The sequence below is a fragment of the Vibrio sp. DW001 genome, assembly GCF_029016285.1.
In the GTDB taxonomy this organism is placed as follows: domain Bacteria; phylum Pseudomonadota; class Gammaproteobacteria; order Enterobacterales; family Vibrionaceae; genus Vibrio.
Window position 1 is genome coordinate 926,547 of the sequence record NZ_CP091976.1, and the last position, 17,684, is coordinate 944,230.

14 protein-coding genes are annotated in these 17,684 nt (G+C 42.8%); 10 read left to right on the forward strand and 4 right to left on the reverse strand.

All coding sequences use genetic code 11. The features are described from left to right. The first annotated feature begins 41 nt into the window (after positions 1-41). The 8 genes from L3V77_RS21520 (at position 42) to ugpC (ending at position 8,627) form a co-directional block, all read left to right on the forward strand. The gene (locus L3V77_RS21520; RefSeq protein ID WP_275136870.1) at positions 42-947 is read left to right on the forward strand and encodes a MurR/RpiR family transcriptional regulator; all 906 of its coding nucleotides are present in this window, start codon (positions 42-44) and stop codon (positions 945-947) included. After that, positions 944-1,774, forward strand: a complete 831-nt coding sequence (locus L3V77_RS21525; RefSeq protein ID WP_275136871.1) for a transketolase — start codon at positions 944-946, stop codon at positions 1,772-1,774. Before L3V77_RS21520 ends, L3V77_RS21525 begins: the two co-directional genes overlap by 4 nt. Next, entirely contained in the window at positions 1,771-2,733 is a 963-nt protein-coding gene (locus tag L3V77_RS21530; RefSeq protein ID WP_275136872.1) for a transketolase C-terminal domain-containing protein, read from the forward strand. The genes L3V77_RS21525 and L3V77_RS21530 overlap by 4 nt, the downstream gene beginning before the upstream one ends. An 85-nt stretch (positions 2,734-2,818) precedes the next feature. Next, positions 2,819-4,099 carry an extracellular solute-binding protein gene (locus L3V77_RS21535; RefSeq protein WP_275136873.1) on the forward strand — a complete coding sequence of 427 codons (1,281 nt, stop codon included), beginning with the start codon at positions 2,819-2,821 and terminating at the stop codon, positions 4,097-4,099. A 167-nt stretch (positions 4,100-4,266) separates the two neighbouring features. Beyond that, a complete protein-coding gene (locus L3V77_RS21540; RefSeq protein ID WP_275136874.1) occupies positions 4,267-5,205 on the forward strand; it encodes a sugar ABC transporter permease in 939 nt (312 codons plus the stop codon). Beyond that, positions 5,202-6,038, forward strand: a complete 837-nt coding sequence (locus tag L3V77_RS21545; protein ID WP_275136875.1) for a carbohydrate ABC transporter permease — start codon at positions 5,202-5,204, stop codon at positions 6,036-6,038. The genes L3V77_RS21540 and L3V77_RS21545 overlap by 4 nt, the downstream gene beginning before the upstream one ends. 5 nt (positions 6,039-6,043) lie before the next feature. Next, the gene (locus L3V77_RS21550) at positions 6,044-7,486 is read left to right on the forward strand and encodes an FGGY-family carbohydrate kinase (RefSeq protein ID WP_275136876.1); all 1,443 of its coding nucleotides are present in this window, start codon (positions 6,044-6,046) and stop codon (positions 7,484-7,486) included. A 46-nt stretch (positions 7,487-7,532) separates the two neighbouring features. Continuing rightward, positions 7,533-8,627 (forward strand): sn-glycerol-3-phosphate ABC transporter ATP-binding protein UgpC, encoded by a 1,095-nt coding sequence (gene ugpC, locus L3V77_RS21555; RefSeq protein WP_275136877.1) that lies wholly within the window; start codon positions 7,533-7,535, stop codon positions 8,625-8,627. Positions 8,628-8,899: 272 nt separating this feature from the next. Here ugpC and L3V77_RS21560 read toward each other — a convergent pair whose 3' ends face one another. Both L3V77_RS21560 and L3V77_RS21565 read right to left on the reverse strand, forming a co-directional pair. After that, entirely contained in the window at positions 8,900-9,982 is a 1,083-nt protein-coding gene (locus tag L3V77_RS21560; RefSeq protein WP_275136878.1) for a glycerol dehydrogenase, read from the reverse strand. Between the two features lie 60 nt (positions 9,983-10,042). After that, positions 10,043-11,674, reverse strand: coding sequence for a dihydroxyacetone kinase subunit DhaK (locus L3V77_RS21565; RefSeq protein WP_275136879.1), 1,632 nt, complete (start codon positions 11,672-11,674; stop codon positions 10,043-10,045). Positions 11,675-12,146: 472 nt separating this feature from the next. Between L3V77_RS21565 and L3V77_RS21570 the strand changes: the two genes are divergently transcribed. Next, positions 12,147-12,878 (forward strand): transporter substrate-binding domain-containing protein, encoded by a 732-nt coding sequence (locus L3V77_RS21570; RefSeq protein ID WP_275136880.1) that lies wholly within the window; start codon positions 12,147-12,149, stop codon positions 12,876-12,878. A 26-nt stretch (positions 12,879-12,904) separates the two neighbouring features. Then, positions 12,905-15,322: an EAL domain-containing protein gene (locus L3V77_RS21575; RefSeq protein ID WP_275136881.1), complete on the forward strand. Its 2,418-nt coding sequence runs from the start codon at positions 12,905-12,907 to the stop codon at positions 15,320-15,322. Positions 15,323-15,401: 79 nt separating this feature from the next. On the opposite strand, the gene L3V77_RS21580 is transcribed toward L3V77_RS21575, so the two are convergent. After that, entirely contained in the window at positions 15,402-16,169 is a 768-nt protein-coding gene (locus tag L3V77_RS21580) for a DUF4344 domain-containing metallopeptidase (protein WP_275136882.1), read from the reverse strand. 76 nt (positions 16,170-16,245) lie between these two features. Continuing rightward, entirely contained in the window at positions 16,246-17,508 is a 1,263-nt protein-coding gene (locus tag L3V77_RS21585; RefSeq protein WP_275138223.1) for a hydroxymethylglutaryl-CoA reductase, read from the reverse strand. Positions 17,509-17,684 lie beyond the last annotated feature (176 nt).

Here is a 17,684-nt window from a genome sequence, read left to right on the forward strand (position 1 = left end):
AAAGTGACTCATAATTACATCAAAATTGACAAGGAAAACGTGTGTTGAACTCTACTATGCCAAATGAAAATATAATTCATAGAATGACACAGACAAAAGTGAGCCCAGCAGAAAGACGACTGGTTGAATACTTGCTGTCTTTGTCGGAATACCAACTCGCGACCTTAAACACAGATGAAATCTGCCAAAGTGCTAAAGCGAGTCGCGCAACAATAGGCAGGCTTTCAAAACGATTTGGCTGTTCTGGGCAACGTGAATTACGTGCTGACATAATGAAAAGCAGCCGAGCAATGAAAGCTCAAATTGAAAGTAGCCAAGACAGCGGTCCTAACTTATCTATTGATGACACACCGCTAGATATTGCCCACAAAGTATTCAGTAACTGCTCGGTTCGAGCTCTGCGATTTTCCGACATTCTTGAACAGTCGGATGTGTTAGCCAACACGCTAAAAGAAATCAACCAAGCCAACAAAATCATCACTTTTGGTGTGGGACAGTCGGCCATTGCGGCGTTGGACCTTTACCAACGACTGTTGCGAATTGGCTTGTCGATTCAATTTGATCTGGACTCTCACACCCAACTGGTTAAAGCCTCCCTAATGGGCAAAAACGATCTTGCCATCATCATCTCTTATTCTGGGGTTACACGTGAAATCGTCGAAGTCGCTCGGATCGTTAAAGAGCGAGGTAGCAGGCTATTGATAGTGACAGCGAAAGCGGACTCACCACTGAGTGAATTAGCCGATATCACCGTACTGACTCCGCCAGGAACTGGGTTATATGGCATGGACGCGGCCATGAACCGAATGATGCAAATTATGTTTAATGAAGTTATTTACCAGTGTCTTGTCGTCGATTCACCGGGAAGAATGGTCGTCACCGATCAGGTTAACCGAGCACTGGATCGTGGAAAACTCCTGAAAGAAACGAAAAGGAAAAAAACATGACAGAACAAGTTCAAATTATTGAGTTGGAAGCTCAAGCAAAGCTCGCTCGAAAATATGTTTTTGATGAGATATATGCAGCCGGCTCCGGCCATCCAGGCGGTAGCTTGTCGTGCATTGAAATGCTCGTTGCGCTGTATTGCGACAGAATTAAACCACAAGGGGGTTGGATAGAGAAACGAGATCGAGACCATGTCATTTTATCCAAAGGCCACGCAGTGCCTGCACTTTATGCTGTGCTTGCATTAGTTGAACTGTTGCCAGTCGAAGAACTGCAAACCTTGCGTCAACTTGGTTCAAGATTGCAAGGTCATCCGGACCGTTCAAGGCTCAAAGAAATTGAGATGTCAACAGGGTCATTAGGACAGGGGCTGTCAGTTGGTATAGGACAAGCCATTGCCTTAGAGCGAATAGGCAGCAAAAATTTTTCGTTTGTTATTGTAGGGGACGGCGAAATGAACAGCGGACAAATCTGGGAAGCGATAGCCTATGCAGGTGCCGCTGGTGTATCGCAGCTCGTGACGATATTGGATGCGAATGGTATTCAAAATGATGGCACTGTTGCAGAAGTACAGGACCTCACCCCATATCGACCGAAATTAGAAGCGTTTGGTTGGGCTGTAACCGAGATAGATGGTCAATCAATGGCTGAGATGGTGGAGGCCATGCGGTGGGCTACCTCGTCAATACATGGTGATGTTCCGCGATTTATCATTGCAAATACCACGAAAGGTGCCGGCGTGTCCTTCATGGAAAATCAGGTAGATTGGCACAGTCATGCCTTGAGTGATGAGGAATATTTGGCAGCTTGCGAAGAGGTAGCATCATGAGTATTTCAACGGATTTTGAACAATACAGCTTAGTTTCTCTGAGGGATGCTTATGCCGTTGCGGTGATGTCGGTAGGTGAAAAACATGAAGATGTTTACTTGTTAGATGCCGATCTTTCTAAGTCAACTAAAACCGCCTCATTCGCATCAAAATACCCGAAACGTCATCTCAACATTGGTATTGCTGAGCAGAACATGGTTGGTATATCGGCGGGCCTTGCAACGATGGGATTCGTACCATTTGTGAATACTTTTGCGGCGTTTTTAACTCGCAGAGCTTGTGACCAAATTGCAATGTCAGTGGCGTATCCAAAACTTAATGTGAAATTCTTCGGTTTTCACGGCGGTATTAATTTGGGAGAAGATGGTGCGACTCAGCAAGCGGTGGAAGACATTGCGATTATGCGTTCGATTCCTAATATTCGAGTATATTCACCCATCGATGCAAATGATTTGAGTTGGGTAATAGAGGAGATTCTTGCATACGATGGGCCAACATACGTGCGTCTATCGCGCTTCCCCTCTCCGACATTATTGTCGCCCCGAAGCAAACCTCACTCTACCAGACCCCCATACCGAGTATTAAAAGAAGGCGAAGATCTGACGATTTTTTCGACAGGCACCTTGACAGCTAAAGTAATGGATGCAGTCGATGTCTTGGCAGAGCAAGGTATCCATGCTCGAGTCGTGGCAATAACGTGCATAAAACCATTGGCTAATGAATTAGCAGACGCCATTAAATCTTGGCAAGGGCCAATCGCTGTGGTGGAAGAACATTCCGTTCATGGTGGGTTGGCCGACTCGATAGGCAGTCTACTAGACAACAATAACCACCCACATTTATTACATCGAATTGGGATTGAGGACCGATTTGGTGAGTCTGGTCATCCAGACGCTCTGATGGAAGCATTTGAATTAGCGGGTGATCCGCTCGTTAATAGGCTGTCAGTACTGGTTTAAAAACTGACAAAATTACCCTCTGGCAGTTCATTATAGTATGCGAGATGAGGCGCCAGTGGCTGAAACGGAAATGGAGTTCAGCAATATGAAAAGTCGATGGAAAATAACTTTGTGCGCACTCTTTATAGCGGTACTGAGTACGTCGAGTTTCGCGAAAGAAACGGTCAATGTTTGGTCGTGGTTTGTGCAAGGAACAATGCAAAAATCCATAGCGGCCTTTGAAGAAGCCAACCCAGATATTGACGTTAAATACACCTATTACAATTACTCACCAGAATACATTACCGCGTTAAAAGCGGGCGCAGTATCTGGTGGTTTACCTGATGTCATCGGCTTGCAACCCGGTGCATTCACGCAACGTTATCGGTCTCATTTAGTCCCATTAAATGGTTTCGCTTCTAAAGAATGGGGCGATGACTGGTTGAACGGCGTATTCCCTATTAATATCAAACAGATGCAAATGGGAAATCCGTCAGGGGACGAAGAATTTTATATCTTGCCTCAAGAATCGCAGGTATTGGCGATTTGGTATAACCGAAAAATCTTCGATAAATTAGGTCTAAGTGCACCTGAAAACTACAATCAATTGGTATCAGCGTCGAAAAAACTGTCGGATGGGGGCTACATCCCAATGTTCCAGGGCGCAGCGGATGGATGGCAGAATATCAATGTGTTCTTGATGCTTGCCAATCAATACTCGCCAGGATTGGTCGAAAAGGCCCAATATGGGCAAGCGAAATGGAATGATCCTGAGCTGGTTAAAGCAATGGCCGCGTGGAAGAAACTGTTTGATGATGGTGTCTTTCAAAAAGGGGCGTTGGGTGCACATGCGTATCCAACCGGAGCGCAACTTTTTGCACAGGGTAAAGTCGGTATGATGGCGTTAGGATCGTGGTGGATGCAAGAGAGTAAATTTCCGCCGCCATTGTCGGAATACGTTCAAAACATGGATGGCTTTGATTTCTTCCATCTACCTGCAATGCCAGACTCAGACCGAGTGTCTCCACCTGTTGGTGGTATCGATATTGGATATGGATTGACGGCTAATGGTAAAGAAAATCCAGCCGCTTGGAAGTTCCTTGCCTCTTTGGTTAATGGTGTTGCATTGCAACAAGCACTAAATGATCTCAATGATCTTCCCGCATTCGTTGGCCACACGCCGAAGGGAGAGATTAGTGCACATGTTGAGTCACTTTCAGCTCGATTTATGAATGATTTAGCAGTAGCAGAGAATCAAAGGTTCGCTAATCCAAGCATATCGGATGCATTAGAGAACGTATTGGCAGGTGTCGCAGCGGGTAGCCTTACGCCCGTTGATGCAATGGAAAAAATGCAGGCTGCAACAGATAAAGCGCTGACAAAGTAACAGGGTAACGAGAATGAGTGAATGATCTGCCACTGAGTGAAGACGTACAGTGGCAATCATCACTAGAAAAGGTTCGATAATTTAAGCATCGTCATAAACCCGTTTATTCATTTATATTAATAACGACGGATGGTGCATCAAAAAGACCGACTCAAGGTGACGTATCGATGAATTCCACACCTTTGGACATGAATGTCTCTTATGTTAGAAAACGCTCAATATTGCGCCAATTTGGTCGTTATTTATTTTTGGTACCTGCAACGGTAATATTTATGGTTTTCATCGCTTACCCAATCGCATGGGTGGTCACAAATAGTGCATTTGACGGTGAATCGGTAGCATTAGGTAACTTTGTAGGGCTACAACATTATCTAACGGTTATTACCGACCCTGTTTTTTGGGTTGTAATGAGAAACATGTTCCTGTGGGCGGCAATCACCATTCCAGTTCAGATGATCATTGGTGGTGTGATTGCCTATTATGTTGAGTTTTATACCGAAAGATGGCGTACTTTTTTTCGCACCTTATTCTTTATTCCCGTGGTGACATCCGTCTCTGTCGTCAGTCTCATTTGGATTCAAATCTACGCGCCTTATTATGGGATAGGACAAGAGTACCTAAAATTATTTGGTATTGAATTGGCCAACTCACCGTTGGGCGACCCTCAATATACGATCTTCGCCTTAATAGTGGTCAATATTTGGCAATGGACTGGCTTTTCGATGCTGATGTATATCGCAGGGCTGAGTAACTTACCAAGAGAGATCTTAGATGCAGCAAGAGTTGACGGTGCGAAGGGGTTGAGGATGGCAGTATCCATCATCATCCCTATGTTGTCATCGTCGACCAAGTCATTATTAATGCTCGGCATCATTGGCACCTTACAAACGTTTCCCGTGGTATTTCTTATGACCAATGGTGGGCCAAACCGTGCCAGTGAGATATTTGGTACCTACATTTTTAAACAGTCTTTTGTTATTGGTGACTTAGGCGTTGGTGCTGCATTATCCGTCATTGTCTTGTTGATCGCCTTCATTTTATCTGTCCTGCAGATCGTTTATTTGGGCGGCCAATTTGAAAGCGACAATAAAAGGAATACCCCATGAAGCAATGGCTAAGCAAAGAAAACAGAAAAAGCATCGTTATTCATGTGGTGCTTTTGGTGTTGTTGATGATCTGGATGATTCCTGAAATTTACATGTTTACCATGGCACTAAGAACGCCTGCGCAAGTTTTTGACCCAAGCCTATTTGTGTGGCCAATCACTTGGGACAACTTTGTTACCGTGATAGTAGAGAACCCTCTACATGTGTTTTTCATTAACAGCATTATCGTCACTGTGATGACCGTGTTAGCAGTTATTGTGCTTTCATCACTGTTTGCGTTTGCTATTTCGGTATTAAAATTACCGGGTTCATTGGTACTGTATGCCATTTTGTTGACCACATTGATGGTGCCTATTGCGTCACTAGTCCTGCCATTGGCGATCCTTTTAAAAAACTTTGATTGGGTGAACCGTTACCTAGGTTTGATATTGCCTTATATCGCATTAGGAGTGCCATTTTCGGTCGTGGTACTCAAAGCATTTTTTGAAGACTCACCTACAGAGTTGTTTGATGCTGCGAAAGTAGATGGGTGTAATGCCTTTCAGGTCTATTGGCATATTGCATTGCCTATGGTTCGTCCTGCATTAGTTTTTGTGGCCATTTGGCAGTTCATCGTGACATGGAACGAGTTTTTTCTTGCGTTAGTTATTATGACGGAAACAGAAATGAAAACGATCACTATTATCCCTATGCAATATTCCGGCTTTTATATGGCTAATCCCGGTGCATTGTTTGCCATATTGGCCATTATTGCTATCCCCCTCATTTTTCTTTACGTCCTTGTTCAGAAGGCATTCGTCCGTGGGCTTACAGCAGGCGCGGTGAAAGGATAACAGCCATGAAAGAGAAACGAATTTTTGCAGGTTTGGATGTAGGAACCTCATCGATGAAAGCCGTGTTAATAGAGATAGCAAACGACCAATGTAGGGTGTTGTATAGCCAAGGTTGCCCCTATAACGAATCGGGAACGCCGGAACGCGACCCTGATAAATGGTTGGCGGTTGCTCATCAGCTTCTGGAGCAGTTATTGCAGATTCGAATACCAGATGCTATTGGATTTACAGGGCAAATGCACACTTTCTTGGCGGTAGATAAACACAACAACACGATTGCACCCGTTAAACTTTGGCTCGACATGGACGGCTTTCAGGCCTTAAACAAGATAGGTTTATCTCGCCGCCAATGGCTTGAGAGGACAGGCAACATACCTTTGCCTGACTTTACGTTAGCCAAATGGTTGTGGGCGATGGAACAAGACCCGCACCTGCCTGACAAGGTGTCTCGATTATACTGCGCCAAAGACATCATACGCGCTGGACTAGATCCTAATGCGCCATTTGTTATCGATAGTAATGAAGCGGCAGGCACTCAATGTTTTGACCCAGCAAATGAACAATGGCAGTCAGACATTATCAAAATGGCCAAGTTGCCCTTGTCTGTTCTGCCCGCAGTAGTAGACGCACGGACAGAAGCCGGATATCTCGACCTCGCTGATTATGGTAAACAAAGCGAAATGGTCCCACTTATCGTCGGTGCTGGTGATCAAGCTACCGCGGCTCGTGCTGTAGGAGGCCACCAAGAGGGGGTTGTTTCTGTTTCTTTGGGCACTTCAGGTGTGTTGTCATTTAATCTCGATAAACAGGCGTTTCCGAACGTGTGGAAAGGCGACTTTCATTGGTTTCCAATTGGATTTGATGACAAGCAGCAAATCATTGGTACTGTTCCATCACTTGGTAGCACTCTCGACTGGTTTATGCGCTTACATAATTTGTCGAAACAAACATTTCAGTCTCATTCAATGACGGCTCTAGATCAGAGTTCAAACGTCTATTTTATGCCTTTTATGGCCGGTATTGGAGCGCCAGAACCTACTCACGATGTTCGTGCCGCTTGGTTTAATGAGTCAACAAGTACTGAGTTGGTCGATCTTATCCGAGCGTTATTCAACGGAATGGCACTGGAATTTTGTCATATCATTCGTCAGGCCCAACAGCTCAATATCTTTGTGGACAGACTGGTATTTTCTGGTGGCGGCGCACATATCGACGCTTTATTAGCGATTATTGCTAGTACCACGAATTGTAAGTGCTACAAGATAGATGAGCTCGATGCCAGTGCGATTGGTGCTGCCTTGCTTGCTGCTGATTCACAGATAGCAACCAAGCATGTTGTGTTGCCTTGTATAGAAATAAAAACGGCTGACCGACATCCAGTTAGCGACGAATATCGGAAGCAGTGGCAATCATATCGAGCTTTGTTAAAGCCAAACGGCGCATGTTGAACTTGTCCTATTGAGATAAAAGTTAAAACAGAAAATGGAGCACACAATGGCGAACCTTAGTCTAATTAATGTGAGTAAAAGTTTCCGTGATACTAAAGTGATCTTACCGTTAGATCTTAGTGTACAAGACGGCGAATTTTGCGTGCTAGTCGGCCCGTCTGGATGCGGAAAATCAACCTTGCTTCGGATTATTGCCGGTCTCGAAAAAGTCACCAGTGGCAGCGTGTTGATAGATAATGAAAACGTTACCGATGACGAACCAGCAGACCGCGCTATCGCGATGGTATTTCAGTCGTATGCGTTATACCCACATATGACCGTGGAACGTAACATCGGCTTCGGTCTTGAAATTGCGGGTATGGATAAAAAAGAGATTAAAAAACGTGTGCGTACTACTTCAGATACATTACAAATTACTCACTTATTAGAACGCAAACCCAGAGAGCTATCTGGTGGACAGCGTCAGCGAGTGGCAATAGGGCGTGCAATAAGTCGTAATCCAAAATTATTTTTGCTCGACGAACCATTGTCAAACCTAGATGCAGCGTTACGTGTAGGAATGAGACTTGAACTGATTAAGCTTAAGCAAAAACTTCAAGCTACCATGGTCTATGTTACGCATGACCAAACGGAAGCGATGACGCTAGCCGATCGTATCGTGATATTAAACCAAGGTAGAATTGAGCAACAAGGCACACCATTAGAGATATTTCATAACCCTAGCAACCGTTTTGTTGCCAGTTTCATTGGTATGCCAGCGATGAACTTTATTCCCGTCACGACAATCGATAACAACAAAGAGGGAGAGACCACAATATTGTGTGAGGGCAGCGAGTTGTCATTTCAATGTGTACAAATGGCTCGTAATCACGAAAAGTTGTTGCTCGGTATCCGTCCTGAATATCTGTCATTATCGCTCGAAAATGCTGACTTCTCTTTCGATGCTAAGCTATTTGCGGTCGAATTATTAGGCAGTGAGAGTTATCTATATGTGTATTTCGATGATCGAGAGATCATCGTTAAAGGGGGTGAAATACTAACCGTTAAAGTTGGTGACATTATTACTATATACGGCTCCTCGTGTCGTAGTCATTTGTTTAATCAACAAGGCCTTCGAGTATCAAAAGATAAAATTTATTAGAATCCGTTGTAAACATTACCTATCGTTAGCGATGATAAAAACGCAATAGTGTCCCAATTCTACCGTGCTTTTTGTTCGCCCCAGCAAAACTCGCTATGTTGTATGTCAAAATAGTTTTATTTAAATACGTGCCCAGTTAATGGGAGGAATGACAGTACGGAATGAAAGGGATATACACCATTAGGGAAGAATTTAAGAGTCATACGCGATAAGAAAAATAAAAAAAACCGGCCCAGTGAAGTGAAGAGACCGGTTTTGGACTTAATTGGTTTTTATTTACCCATTTCATGCGCCGTTAAGATAGCGGAAAGTACGGAAGCGGCGGTCACCTCGAATGGCATATTGTGGATGGTTTCACCTTCTGCACATGAAGCCTGAGCGACTTCTAATAACTTATCAAGGTTAAGCTCTTTAACGCCCATCATATGTAGATTGGTTGGTAGACCAACAGATTTACAGAATGCTAATACTTCCTGAATTTCTGCCATTGGTGCATTCTCTAAAACGAGGTGAACCAAGGTTCCAAATGCCACTTTTTCGCCATGGTATAGGTGATGGCACTCTTCTAATTTGGTTAAGCCATTGTGAATCGCGTGAGCAGCAGCCAATCCACTACTTTCAAAACCGATCCCACTAAGATAAGTATTGGCTTCAATGATATTTTCAACGGCTGGTGACGTCAGTCCATTTTCGGCTGATAATTTGGCTTTTACTCCATCTTCGATGAGTGTGTCGTAACACAGTTTTGCAAGGGTTTGAGCTGCACGTGTAGGTGCACCCCCTGCCATTGTTTGACCACCAGAACGTGCATTGGCACGAGCTTCAAAATAGGTGGATAGAGCATCACCCATACCTGAAACTAGCAATCTAACTGGCGCTGCAGCAATTATCTTGCTGTCCATAATAACCATGTTAGGGTTACGCGGAATCATCAAGTACTCACTGAATTCACCTTCTGGTGTGTAGATAACCGCTAATGCACTCGTTGGCGCATCCGTAGAGGCAATTGTCGGTACAACGACGACAGGTACATTGCAGTAAAAAGCGATGGATTTAGCCGTATCTAGAGTTTTACCACCACCGATGCCGATGATAACTTGAGACTCGTTGCTTTTTGCTAGTGCAATTAGGCGATCGATTTCTACGCGGCTACATTCACCATTAAACTTCTCTAGTACCAACTCACCCTCTGATTGGGCAAAGCTCACTTTTACTTGCTCGCCCACAAGCCCTGTTACGAAATCATCTGCAATTGCTAAGGCTTTTTGCCCAAGTGGTTTAACATAATCGCCGATGCTAGCAAGTGCGTTTTCGCCTTGAACATATTTGCTTGGAGAAATGATAATCTTATCCATGGATTTTTTCCTTATTAAAAAAGTGTTCGATCAATTTGGCTTAATAATCAAAAGATCGTGTTATTTAAATATTGCAAATACGTTTTCTACCGCAACGGCACCCGGGTCTTTAACACCACGGAGGCTTTCACTGTTGAGGTAAGCTGAACGGCCTGCTTTTGCTTCTAACATTTGCGCAGTGCTATCTGCACCTACTTTTGCAGCTTGAACTGCAGAAGAAATGTTTTCATCTCTTAACGCTAATAATGCGGGTTCTAATGCATCGATCATGGTGCGGTCGCCAACTTTGGCGCCACCAAAGAACTTCATTTGCTCTAAACCACTAAGCAATGCTTCTGGTAAATCTTGATGTTTACCAAAATGAGTGCCAGCTGCGGTGAAGAAGATGGAGAGTAAGATACCGCTTGAACCACCCATAGACATAGCAAGGTGCTCACCAACGAGCTCAAGCAGTTTTTGAACATCGGCCAAAGGTAAGTTCTTATTGTTTAGTTCTTGCTGTACTTTTAATGCACCAGACGAGAAAGTCGATCCTGTATCACCGTCACCTACAAGGGCATCAAGACGGTTTAATTCCGACTTCAGCTCAATGATGGTGTCGCAGATTTGTCCAACAATGGATTCAACACCAGCGGACTGAGAAGGGGTAAACTCAACACTGTTTGATACTTTTTCTATGGTAATAGGTGCGCATTCATTAACTGTCATTCCGTGGGACCAAGACTCTACAGACACTGGCGCCAATAATGCTTTCTCTATGTCATCGGTCAGGACAACGCAAGAAAGTGAAAAACCTTTCATATCGATCGCGGTAACGAAAGGTTTTGGCCCAAATAGATACTGCATGCTTTTGCCCAAAGATGATTCCACGACATCTTTCGTCAGCAAGCTCATCTCTAAAGGAGAGGTTCCGCCTAAGTTATTTAACAATAGTGCGTGTTTTTGATTATTGGTTTTTTCTAATAATTTTTCAGCTAATACTTCAACAACCGTATTGCAATGGTCAATATCTATGATGGCAATGCCAGGTTCACCATGAATGCCTAACCCCAGTTCCGCTTTGTGTGGAGGAACACGATCTTCACTCTCTTCGCCCGGAACGTGACAGCTAGTAATGGCGACACCAATACTACTGACGTTTTCATTACATATTTCGGCATTACGTCGAACGTCTTCTAAACTTGCATCTTGTTGTGCGTAATATCCAGCAACTTTATGAACAAATACTGTGCCTGCAATGCCTCTAGGCTGTTTGCTGTCCTTTATTGAGATGTCATCATTGACGATGACCATTTCCACTTTGTAGCCTAATTTTTTCGCTTTCTCTGCCGCTAAGCCGAAATTTAATCTGTCTCCTGTGTAGTTTTTAACTATCAGCAAACAACCCGCTTCTCCGGTAACATAAAGAATAGCGTTCAATACTGCCTCAACACTTGGAGAGGCGAAAACGTCACCGCATACCGCAGCCGTTAGCATACCTTCCCCAACAAAACCTGCGTGGGCGGGTTCATGCCCTGCACCACCGCCGGATATCAGCGCAACCTTGCTCTTATCCCAGTCTTTTCTGATGACAACACGGATATGCTCGTCTATGTTTAATCGGGTTAAATTATCATGTTGGTTGCTATAAATAAGGCCGTCGATTGCATCACTAACTAGCGTTTTACGCTCATTAAAAAATAATTTTGACATTGAAAATTCCTTGTATTTATATGTGAAATCTAAATTTCTCAGTATTCGTAGACTTGAGTTCCCAGAGACATACTACCGGACGTTGGACAAGAACCTCATGATGTGAGGCAATTAGAAGCGACTCTTGTACAACAACAAACCAAAGCGTACAGACGGTTAAGTTTTGCTGATTTTTGATTAACATGCCAATTTCATGCCAAATGAAGGTGTTATTTTAACCAGTTGATAATTAATGATAAAAATTGAAAATAACAATAGGTGTTGTCGATTTGTTCATTGTGCTGTGAGCATTTTGTTAATGCGGTGAACAATTTGTTAGCTAGGGTGAAGGGAAGGAGGTGAAAAAATTAACAATACGATGGGGCTTGTGGGGATATGATGGCAAATGCCTAATATTGGGGTACCATAATTGCATTTACTGCAAATATGAGCCAATTTTAATAGTATCAATATAATTATTATGGTGAATCACTTGATATCTAGATTGGCTTTTGGGTGTTTTTGTTTGTTAAGCATGTCGGTTTCGGCTAAAGAAGCGCTTGTTTTTTATGTGGTCAATTATCCACCCTATATGATCATTAATGATAAAAATGAAATATCAGGTATGGATGTCGATGTTGTTTCTGCGGCTTTTAAGGAGAGTGGGCAACCTGTTAGTTTTGAGGTGCTTCCGTGGAAGCGTCTTATGAAATTGATGCAGGCAGGGGAAATCGCTGGGGGACTTTCTTGCAGTAAACGCAAGGGAAGGGAAAACTATATGTTATTTAGCGAGTATATTAGTGAAACTCGACAAGCTGCCATCACTCTAAAAAGCATGGATACAAGCCAGATTAAACATCTCAATGATTTTAAGAATTATAGTGTGACGACGGTCTCCAGTTGGGGAACTGCGAATCAATTGCGTATGAGTCAGATTGATTATATAAACTCTAACGATATTCGTTCTGGGTTGGTCAATGTGTTACATCGCGGCGTCGATATTTTATACGGGCCTGAAATTCCTGCGATGCACGATGCAAAAAACATGGGAGAAGTAGATAACATTAAAGCGACGTATCTGGAGGATGTTACTTCGAACAAACTTCATTTGTGTATTAGCAAGGGTTATCCACACAGTGATGACATTTTAAATGAATTTAATCGTGGGCTAAAAATCATTAAGCAAAATGGCGCGTATAAAAACATTCAAGCGAAGTACTTCTAACTGGGGTTTTAAGGAATAACACGAATTTGAAACTAAGTATTTCCGTCAGACAAGCTATTTACGTTCTCGTTGCATCTCTGTGTTGTGGAGCGTTATCTTCTGCCGCGCAGATTTACCTTGGTTTGCAGCAAGACAGAATTCTACAAACAGAAACGATCGCTCGTTCAGTCGATTTACATCGGGATACGCTTGGTCGCGCTGCTTACATATTAGATGAAACGCAAGCCGACGAAATATTGACCTCGCTAATACGACAGCCTCTAATAAAGCGTGCATTGCTTTTAGATGATTTCAAAGATGTGTTAGGCGAACAGATGCGCGGGGATACCTATCCAATGACAGCCTCTCTTCGTTTCGTTTCTGAATTGGTCAACATTCCTTCCGAGCAAATTTATAAAATAAGCGTCGGTTCAAATGAAGTGAGACACGCAATATTAACGATCGTCATTGATGAATCGGTCTTAGCTAATGACTTGATAAAGAAACTGATGGTTAACTTTGGTGTTTCTCTCCTATTTACTGTTCTATTGACGGTCATTCTTGTCACGCTTAGTTACACCTATATTTCCAAACCAGTCATTCGTATAGCCCATTGGGTTAATAATTTAAATAAAGCCCAAAGCATCTCTTCTCTTCCATATACCAGAGATGATGAGTTGGGGATATTAGTTGATCGGTTTAGTAAAGAGTGGCAAGAAAATCAGTCAACCTCTTTAAAACTTAATGAGATGTTAGATAATGTGAAAAAAAGTGAACGTTTTTCACGAATGTTGATGGAAAATTCTAGTGATGCAATGTTCTTGTGCCATCACGGCTCAACTATCCATTTGGTCAATAATTTAGCTGAAAAATTAACAGGTCAAACCTCATCTGATTTGATCGGTAATAGCTTGGCCAATTTTAGTCGAACCTATTCAGACTGTGAACTGGAAACCATATTCAAAAAAGTAATCGCCAAAGAAGTTCATGGGTATGAAGATACTTTAGTGTCTAACGTTCTCCAAGAGCAGAAAAGCGTGTATTTAGAGTGCAGAGCTACCGCTATAGTCATCGATGGTGAAGCATTCGTCATGGTGAATGCTCGAGACATCACAGAGAAAAAGTTAGCACAAGAAAAAATTCATGAGCTTGCTTATTATGACTCGTTGACCCAGCTTGCCAATAGAAGGCTCTTTACTGAGCAGATAGCGAGTAAAATAGAACGGCATAAAGATGATAATAGATATGGTGCCTTGCTTTATTTCGATTTGGACCAGTTTAAGAAAATTAACGATTCTCTCGGTCATTCGGTTGGTGATAGTGTATTAATTGAAGTTGCATCGCGTATCCGGGAGATTTTTGGAACCCAAGCGCTATGTGGCAGGATTGGCGGTGACGAGTTTGTTATTGGCCTGATGGACCTTGCTGATAATGCCGAATATGCCGCTGAGCAAGCGTTACAGATGTCCAACAGTCTGTTGTCACGTATCTCTGACCCATTGCAGTTCGAAGACATAACGCTACACACAACAGGTAGTATTGGTGTTGCCTTCTTTCCAGATGAAGCTATAGATGCTCACGAACTTCTTCGGCGCGCAGATACGGCCATGTATAAAGCAAAATCATTGGGCCGAAATGGTGTACAGTTTTTCAAAAGAGAGATGCAGTATGCTGCGCAACATCTATTAGCTTTGGAAGAAGGTATCTACGAAGCTATCAATAAAAATCAGTTCGAGATATGGGTTCAGCCACAGGTTAATACAAATGATGTTATTTTCGGAGCAGAGGTCCTCGTTAGATGGAATCATCCTCAACGTGGTTTACTGACACCACAGGCATTCATTCCTCATGCGGAAGAAACTGGACTGATTATTGATATTGATAAATGGGTCCTAAAAGAAAGTATCAAGCAATTAAAGAAATGGAGGGATGACGGTGTAATAGGCGATCTTGAAAAGTTGGCTATCAACGTAAGTCCTACCTTTTTCCTCCAAGTTGATTTTGTAATTTATGTGATTAATCTGCTTGAACGGTATCAAGTTCCAGGCAATCTCGTCGTACTAGAGATAACAGAAAATTTACTGCTGAATAATTTTGAATTGGCTAAAAACAAAATGCTGCAGTTAAAAAACAAAGGTCTTTCTTTCTCTATCGATGATTTTGGTACCGGTTATTCGTCGTTAAAATACCTAAAAGAACTTCCACTCGATGAACTTAAGATAGACCGATCTTTTGTTTCTGGCTTAACCGACGGCTCTGATACGACGTCAATCGTTGAAGTGGTAATAACAATGGCGAAGAACCTGCAGTTGGGCGTTATTGCTGAGGGTGTAGAGACTCAAGAACAGTTAGAATTGCTGACCAAGCTTGGTTGTAAGGCGTTTCAGGGCTATCTACTTGGGTATCCACAGGCTTCCCATGAATTCACAAAACAGTTGAGTAATGAGAAGGTTGCGGAGACCTGAACAAGGTGACTCACAAAGCGTCAACGTTAAGCCCACGTCAGGTTATTTTATCTGGATGTGATTCGATGATATATCCTGATTATTGGTTTTCATGCGGCCCTAAATAAACCAACCAGTTCTGCGTCATGGCATCGAAATTATAGAGACAGTATTCCTTGCGGTCTTTTAGATAATCTTGTTCTACTTCATCCAATAAATAATTATATTTATCTGGGTTACTTCCATACACTAAACATAAGGTTGAAAAATAGCGCTGTAAGTCAAAGCTATGTTCGTCGATATACTCACCAAACTCATAGTAGTCAGGTCTGTCATCGGATTCAAAGGCAAACATATCGGCAGCGCCGATGGCTATATCGTCGCCTGAATCGACGTAATTTAATAATATGATTGATGCAAAGTTATCAACCGCATCTTCTTCTTTACCTAACACAGGAATATGGTTGTCTGCGATATAGGCATGGCCAGCTTCATGTAAAAGTGTATGTAATAAAGTATCTAGAGCACCATCTTTAGCCGATTTGCCAAATTTCTTTTCGTAATCATTCTTATCGAAGTAGTCGCGTGATTCAATATAGAAGCGATAGGGAATAAATACAGTGTGCTTTTCTGGGTCGTAAAGTGGTCCTTCGCTACCACCAAACTGAATGAATAAGGTATTGTTGAAAGGAAACCATTTGTTTGATAAATCGACAATAGTATTACTTACCCCACTGACCTTTATGTCTTGCATTGCTTGCTCTTCAGCAACGGACTGTGGAGTCGAAAACGTTACCTGTACACTTTCATTGGCGTAAGCGGTAGTAATACAGAAAAAGGTAAGAATTACAGCAGTGATGAGCCTCATAACAATCCAATGGTCATAAAATGGTCGTCTATGAGTTTAGCAAACTAACCTCAGTTTTGGCGATTAGTCGCGCGAATTATTTTCGCGCAAGTTTATGGTGAGCTCGTGCAAAGTGCCCGGCACAAAAAGCGCCAACGATAGATAACTCTCCCGCTAAACAAAGAGCTGCACACACTTCAGCAAGGGCTTGTGATTTGCCAGTACCATGTAACCCCATCAGATCTAAACAGGCTTTTTGACTGGGTAATCCCGTCCCACCACCAACGGTGCCAAGCATCAAATTTGGCAAAGTGACGCTTGCATATAACCCGCCATTTTTGTCGACTTCCATACGAGTCATACCAATGGCCGATTCAGCAACACATGCGGCATCTTGTCCACAGGCGATATACAGTGCCGCTAGTGCATTTGCATAGTGTGCATTTATCCCAATAGCCCCACTTAATGCGCCCCCTACTGTGGTCATTTGACCAAACTGCATCATTTTTTCAGGTGTTGTATGTAGATACTTTTGGATTAATTCTGCAGAGATATGGGCTTCAGCCGTCACTTTTTTTCCACGCACACTACGCAGAGTTTGAGTGTTGGCTTTTTTGTCACCTGATAAATTTCCGTCTAGAAAGGCGTACTCTGGTTCTACGGGTGTATGTGCCAAAATGTATTCAAATACGGCGTTCGTTGCGATGGTCACCATATTCTGACCAGAAGCGTCGCCTGTTAGATATTCAAAGACAAGGTACACATGATTGCCTTCAATATTGATATTGATATCCGTGAGCTTGCCGTAAGCGGTGGTGGATTCACCGACGTGTTTAAATTGGTCGTATTGAGTCACAGCCCAAGCCACAAACTGACCAGCCTCCGCTAGGCCATAAAAAGCGAAACCTGGTGTTCTGGTAACACCTTCATTGAGTAGCATGGCACTAACACCACCTGACGCAGTGAGGAGCTTAGAACCTCGATTATACGACGCCACCAAAGCGGCTTCTGTGGTCGCCAATGGAATAAGGAAATCATCCTTCGCAAACAAGCCATTAACCCTTAACGGGCCAGCTAACCCAACTGGAACCTTAACGGTACCAATAAAGTTTTCGATATTTTTTTGATAAGCACTCGCTTGATGTCGCGTATGTTCATCCAGTAACTCCGCTTTCAACGAAAGGTTATCCAGATCACGCCAACGTCGCTCAATATTTTTTTCGGTTAAATAAGGACTTGGTAAAAGGCTTTTCTTGGCTGGTGCGTAATTTGGAGACAACGTGTGCTTCAACTCTTGTGTTGTGATATCGCCACCAAGAATGGAAACGTAGTCGCGACGATGTAGTTCGAGTTTAGGCATATCTTTCTCACGTTTGAAATTTTTGCTGATTCTACGGGTTTCTTTTTCAGACACAAGGTTTGCTTATACTGTGTTACAGTTTATTGGATTCTGGCAATACCTTACTGGTTTAAAGCATGAGCCAGCTTATAAATCGTTTTTAATTTGTTATACCTTATCCAATCAATAGATTATGG

What these genes read in the sequence shown, in the direction of transcription:
- L3V77_RS21525 (WP_275136871.1), top strand. Translation starts at nt 944, where the DNA reads ATGACAGAACAAGTTCAAATTATTGAGTTGGAAGCTCAAGCAAAGCTC.
- L3V77_RS21530 (WP_275136872.1), top strand. Translation starts at nt 1,771, where the DNA reads ATGAGTATTTCAACGGATTTTGAACAATACAGCTTAGTTTCTCTGAGG.
- L3V77_RS21535 (WP_275136873.1), top strand. Translation starts at nt 2,819, where the DNA reads ATGAAAAGTCGATGGAAAATAACTTTGTGCGCACTCTTTATAGCGGTA.
- L3V77_RS21540 (WP_275136874.1), top strand. Translation starts at nt 4,267, where the DNA reads ATGAATTCCACACCTTTGGACATGAATGTCTCTTATGTTAGAAAACGC.
- L3V77_RS21545 (WP_275136875.1), top strand. Translation starts at nt 5,202, where the DNA reads ATGAAGCAATGGCTAAGCAAAGAAAACAGAAAAAGCATCGTTATTCAT.
- L3V77_RS21550 (WP_275136876.1), top strand. Translation starts at nt 6,044, where the DNA reads ATGAAAGAGAAACGAATTTTTGCAGGTTTGGATGTAGGAACCTCATCG.
- ugpC (WP_275136877.1), top strand. Translation starts at nt 7,533, where the DNA reads ATGGCGAACCTTAGTCTAATTAATGTGAGTAAAAGTTTCCGTGATACT.
- L3V77_RS21560 (WP_275136878.1), bottom strand. Translation starts at nt 9,982, where the DNA reads ATGGATAAGATTATCATTTCTCCAAGCAAATATGTTCAAGGCGAAAAC.
- L3V77_RS21565 (WP_275136879.1), bottom strand. Translation starts at nt 11,674, where the DNA reads ATGTCAAAATTATTTTTTAATGAGCGTAAAACGCTAGTTAGTGATGCA.
- L3V77_RS21580 (WP_275136882.1), bottom strand. Translation starts at nt 16,169, where the DNA reads ATGAGGCTCATCACTGCTGTAATTCTTACCTTTTTCTGTATTACTACC.
- L3V77_RS21585 (WP_275138223.1), bottom strand. Translation starts at nt 17,508, where the DNA reads ATGCCTAAACTCGAACTACATCGTCGCGACTACGTTTCCATTCTTGGT.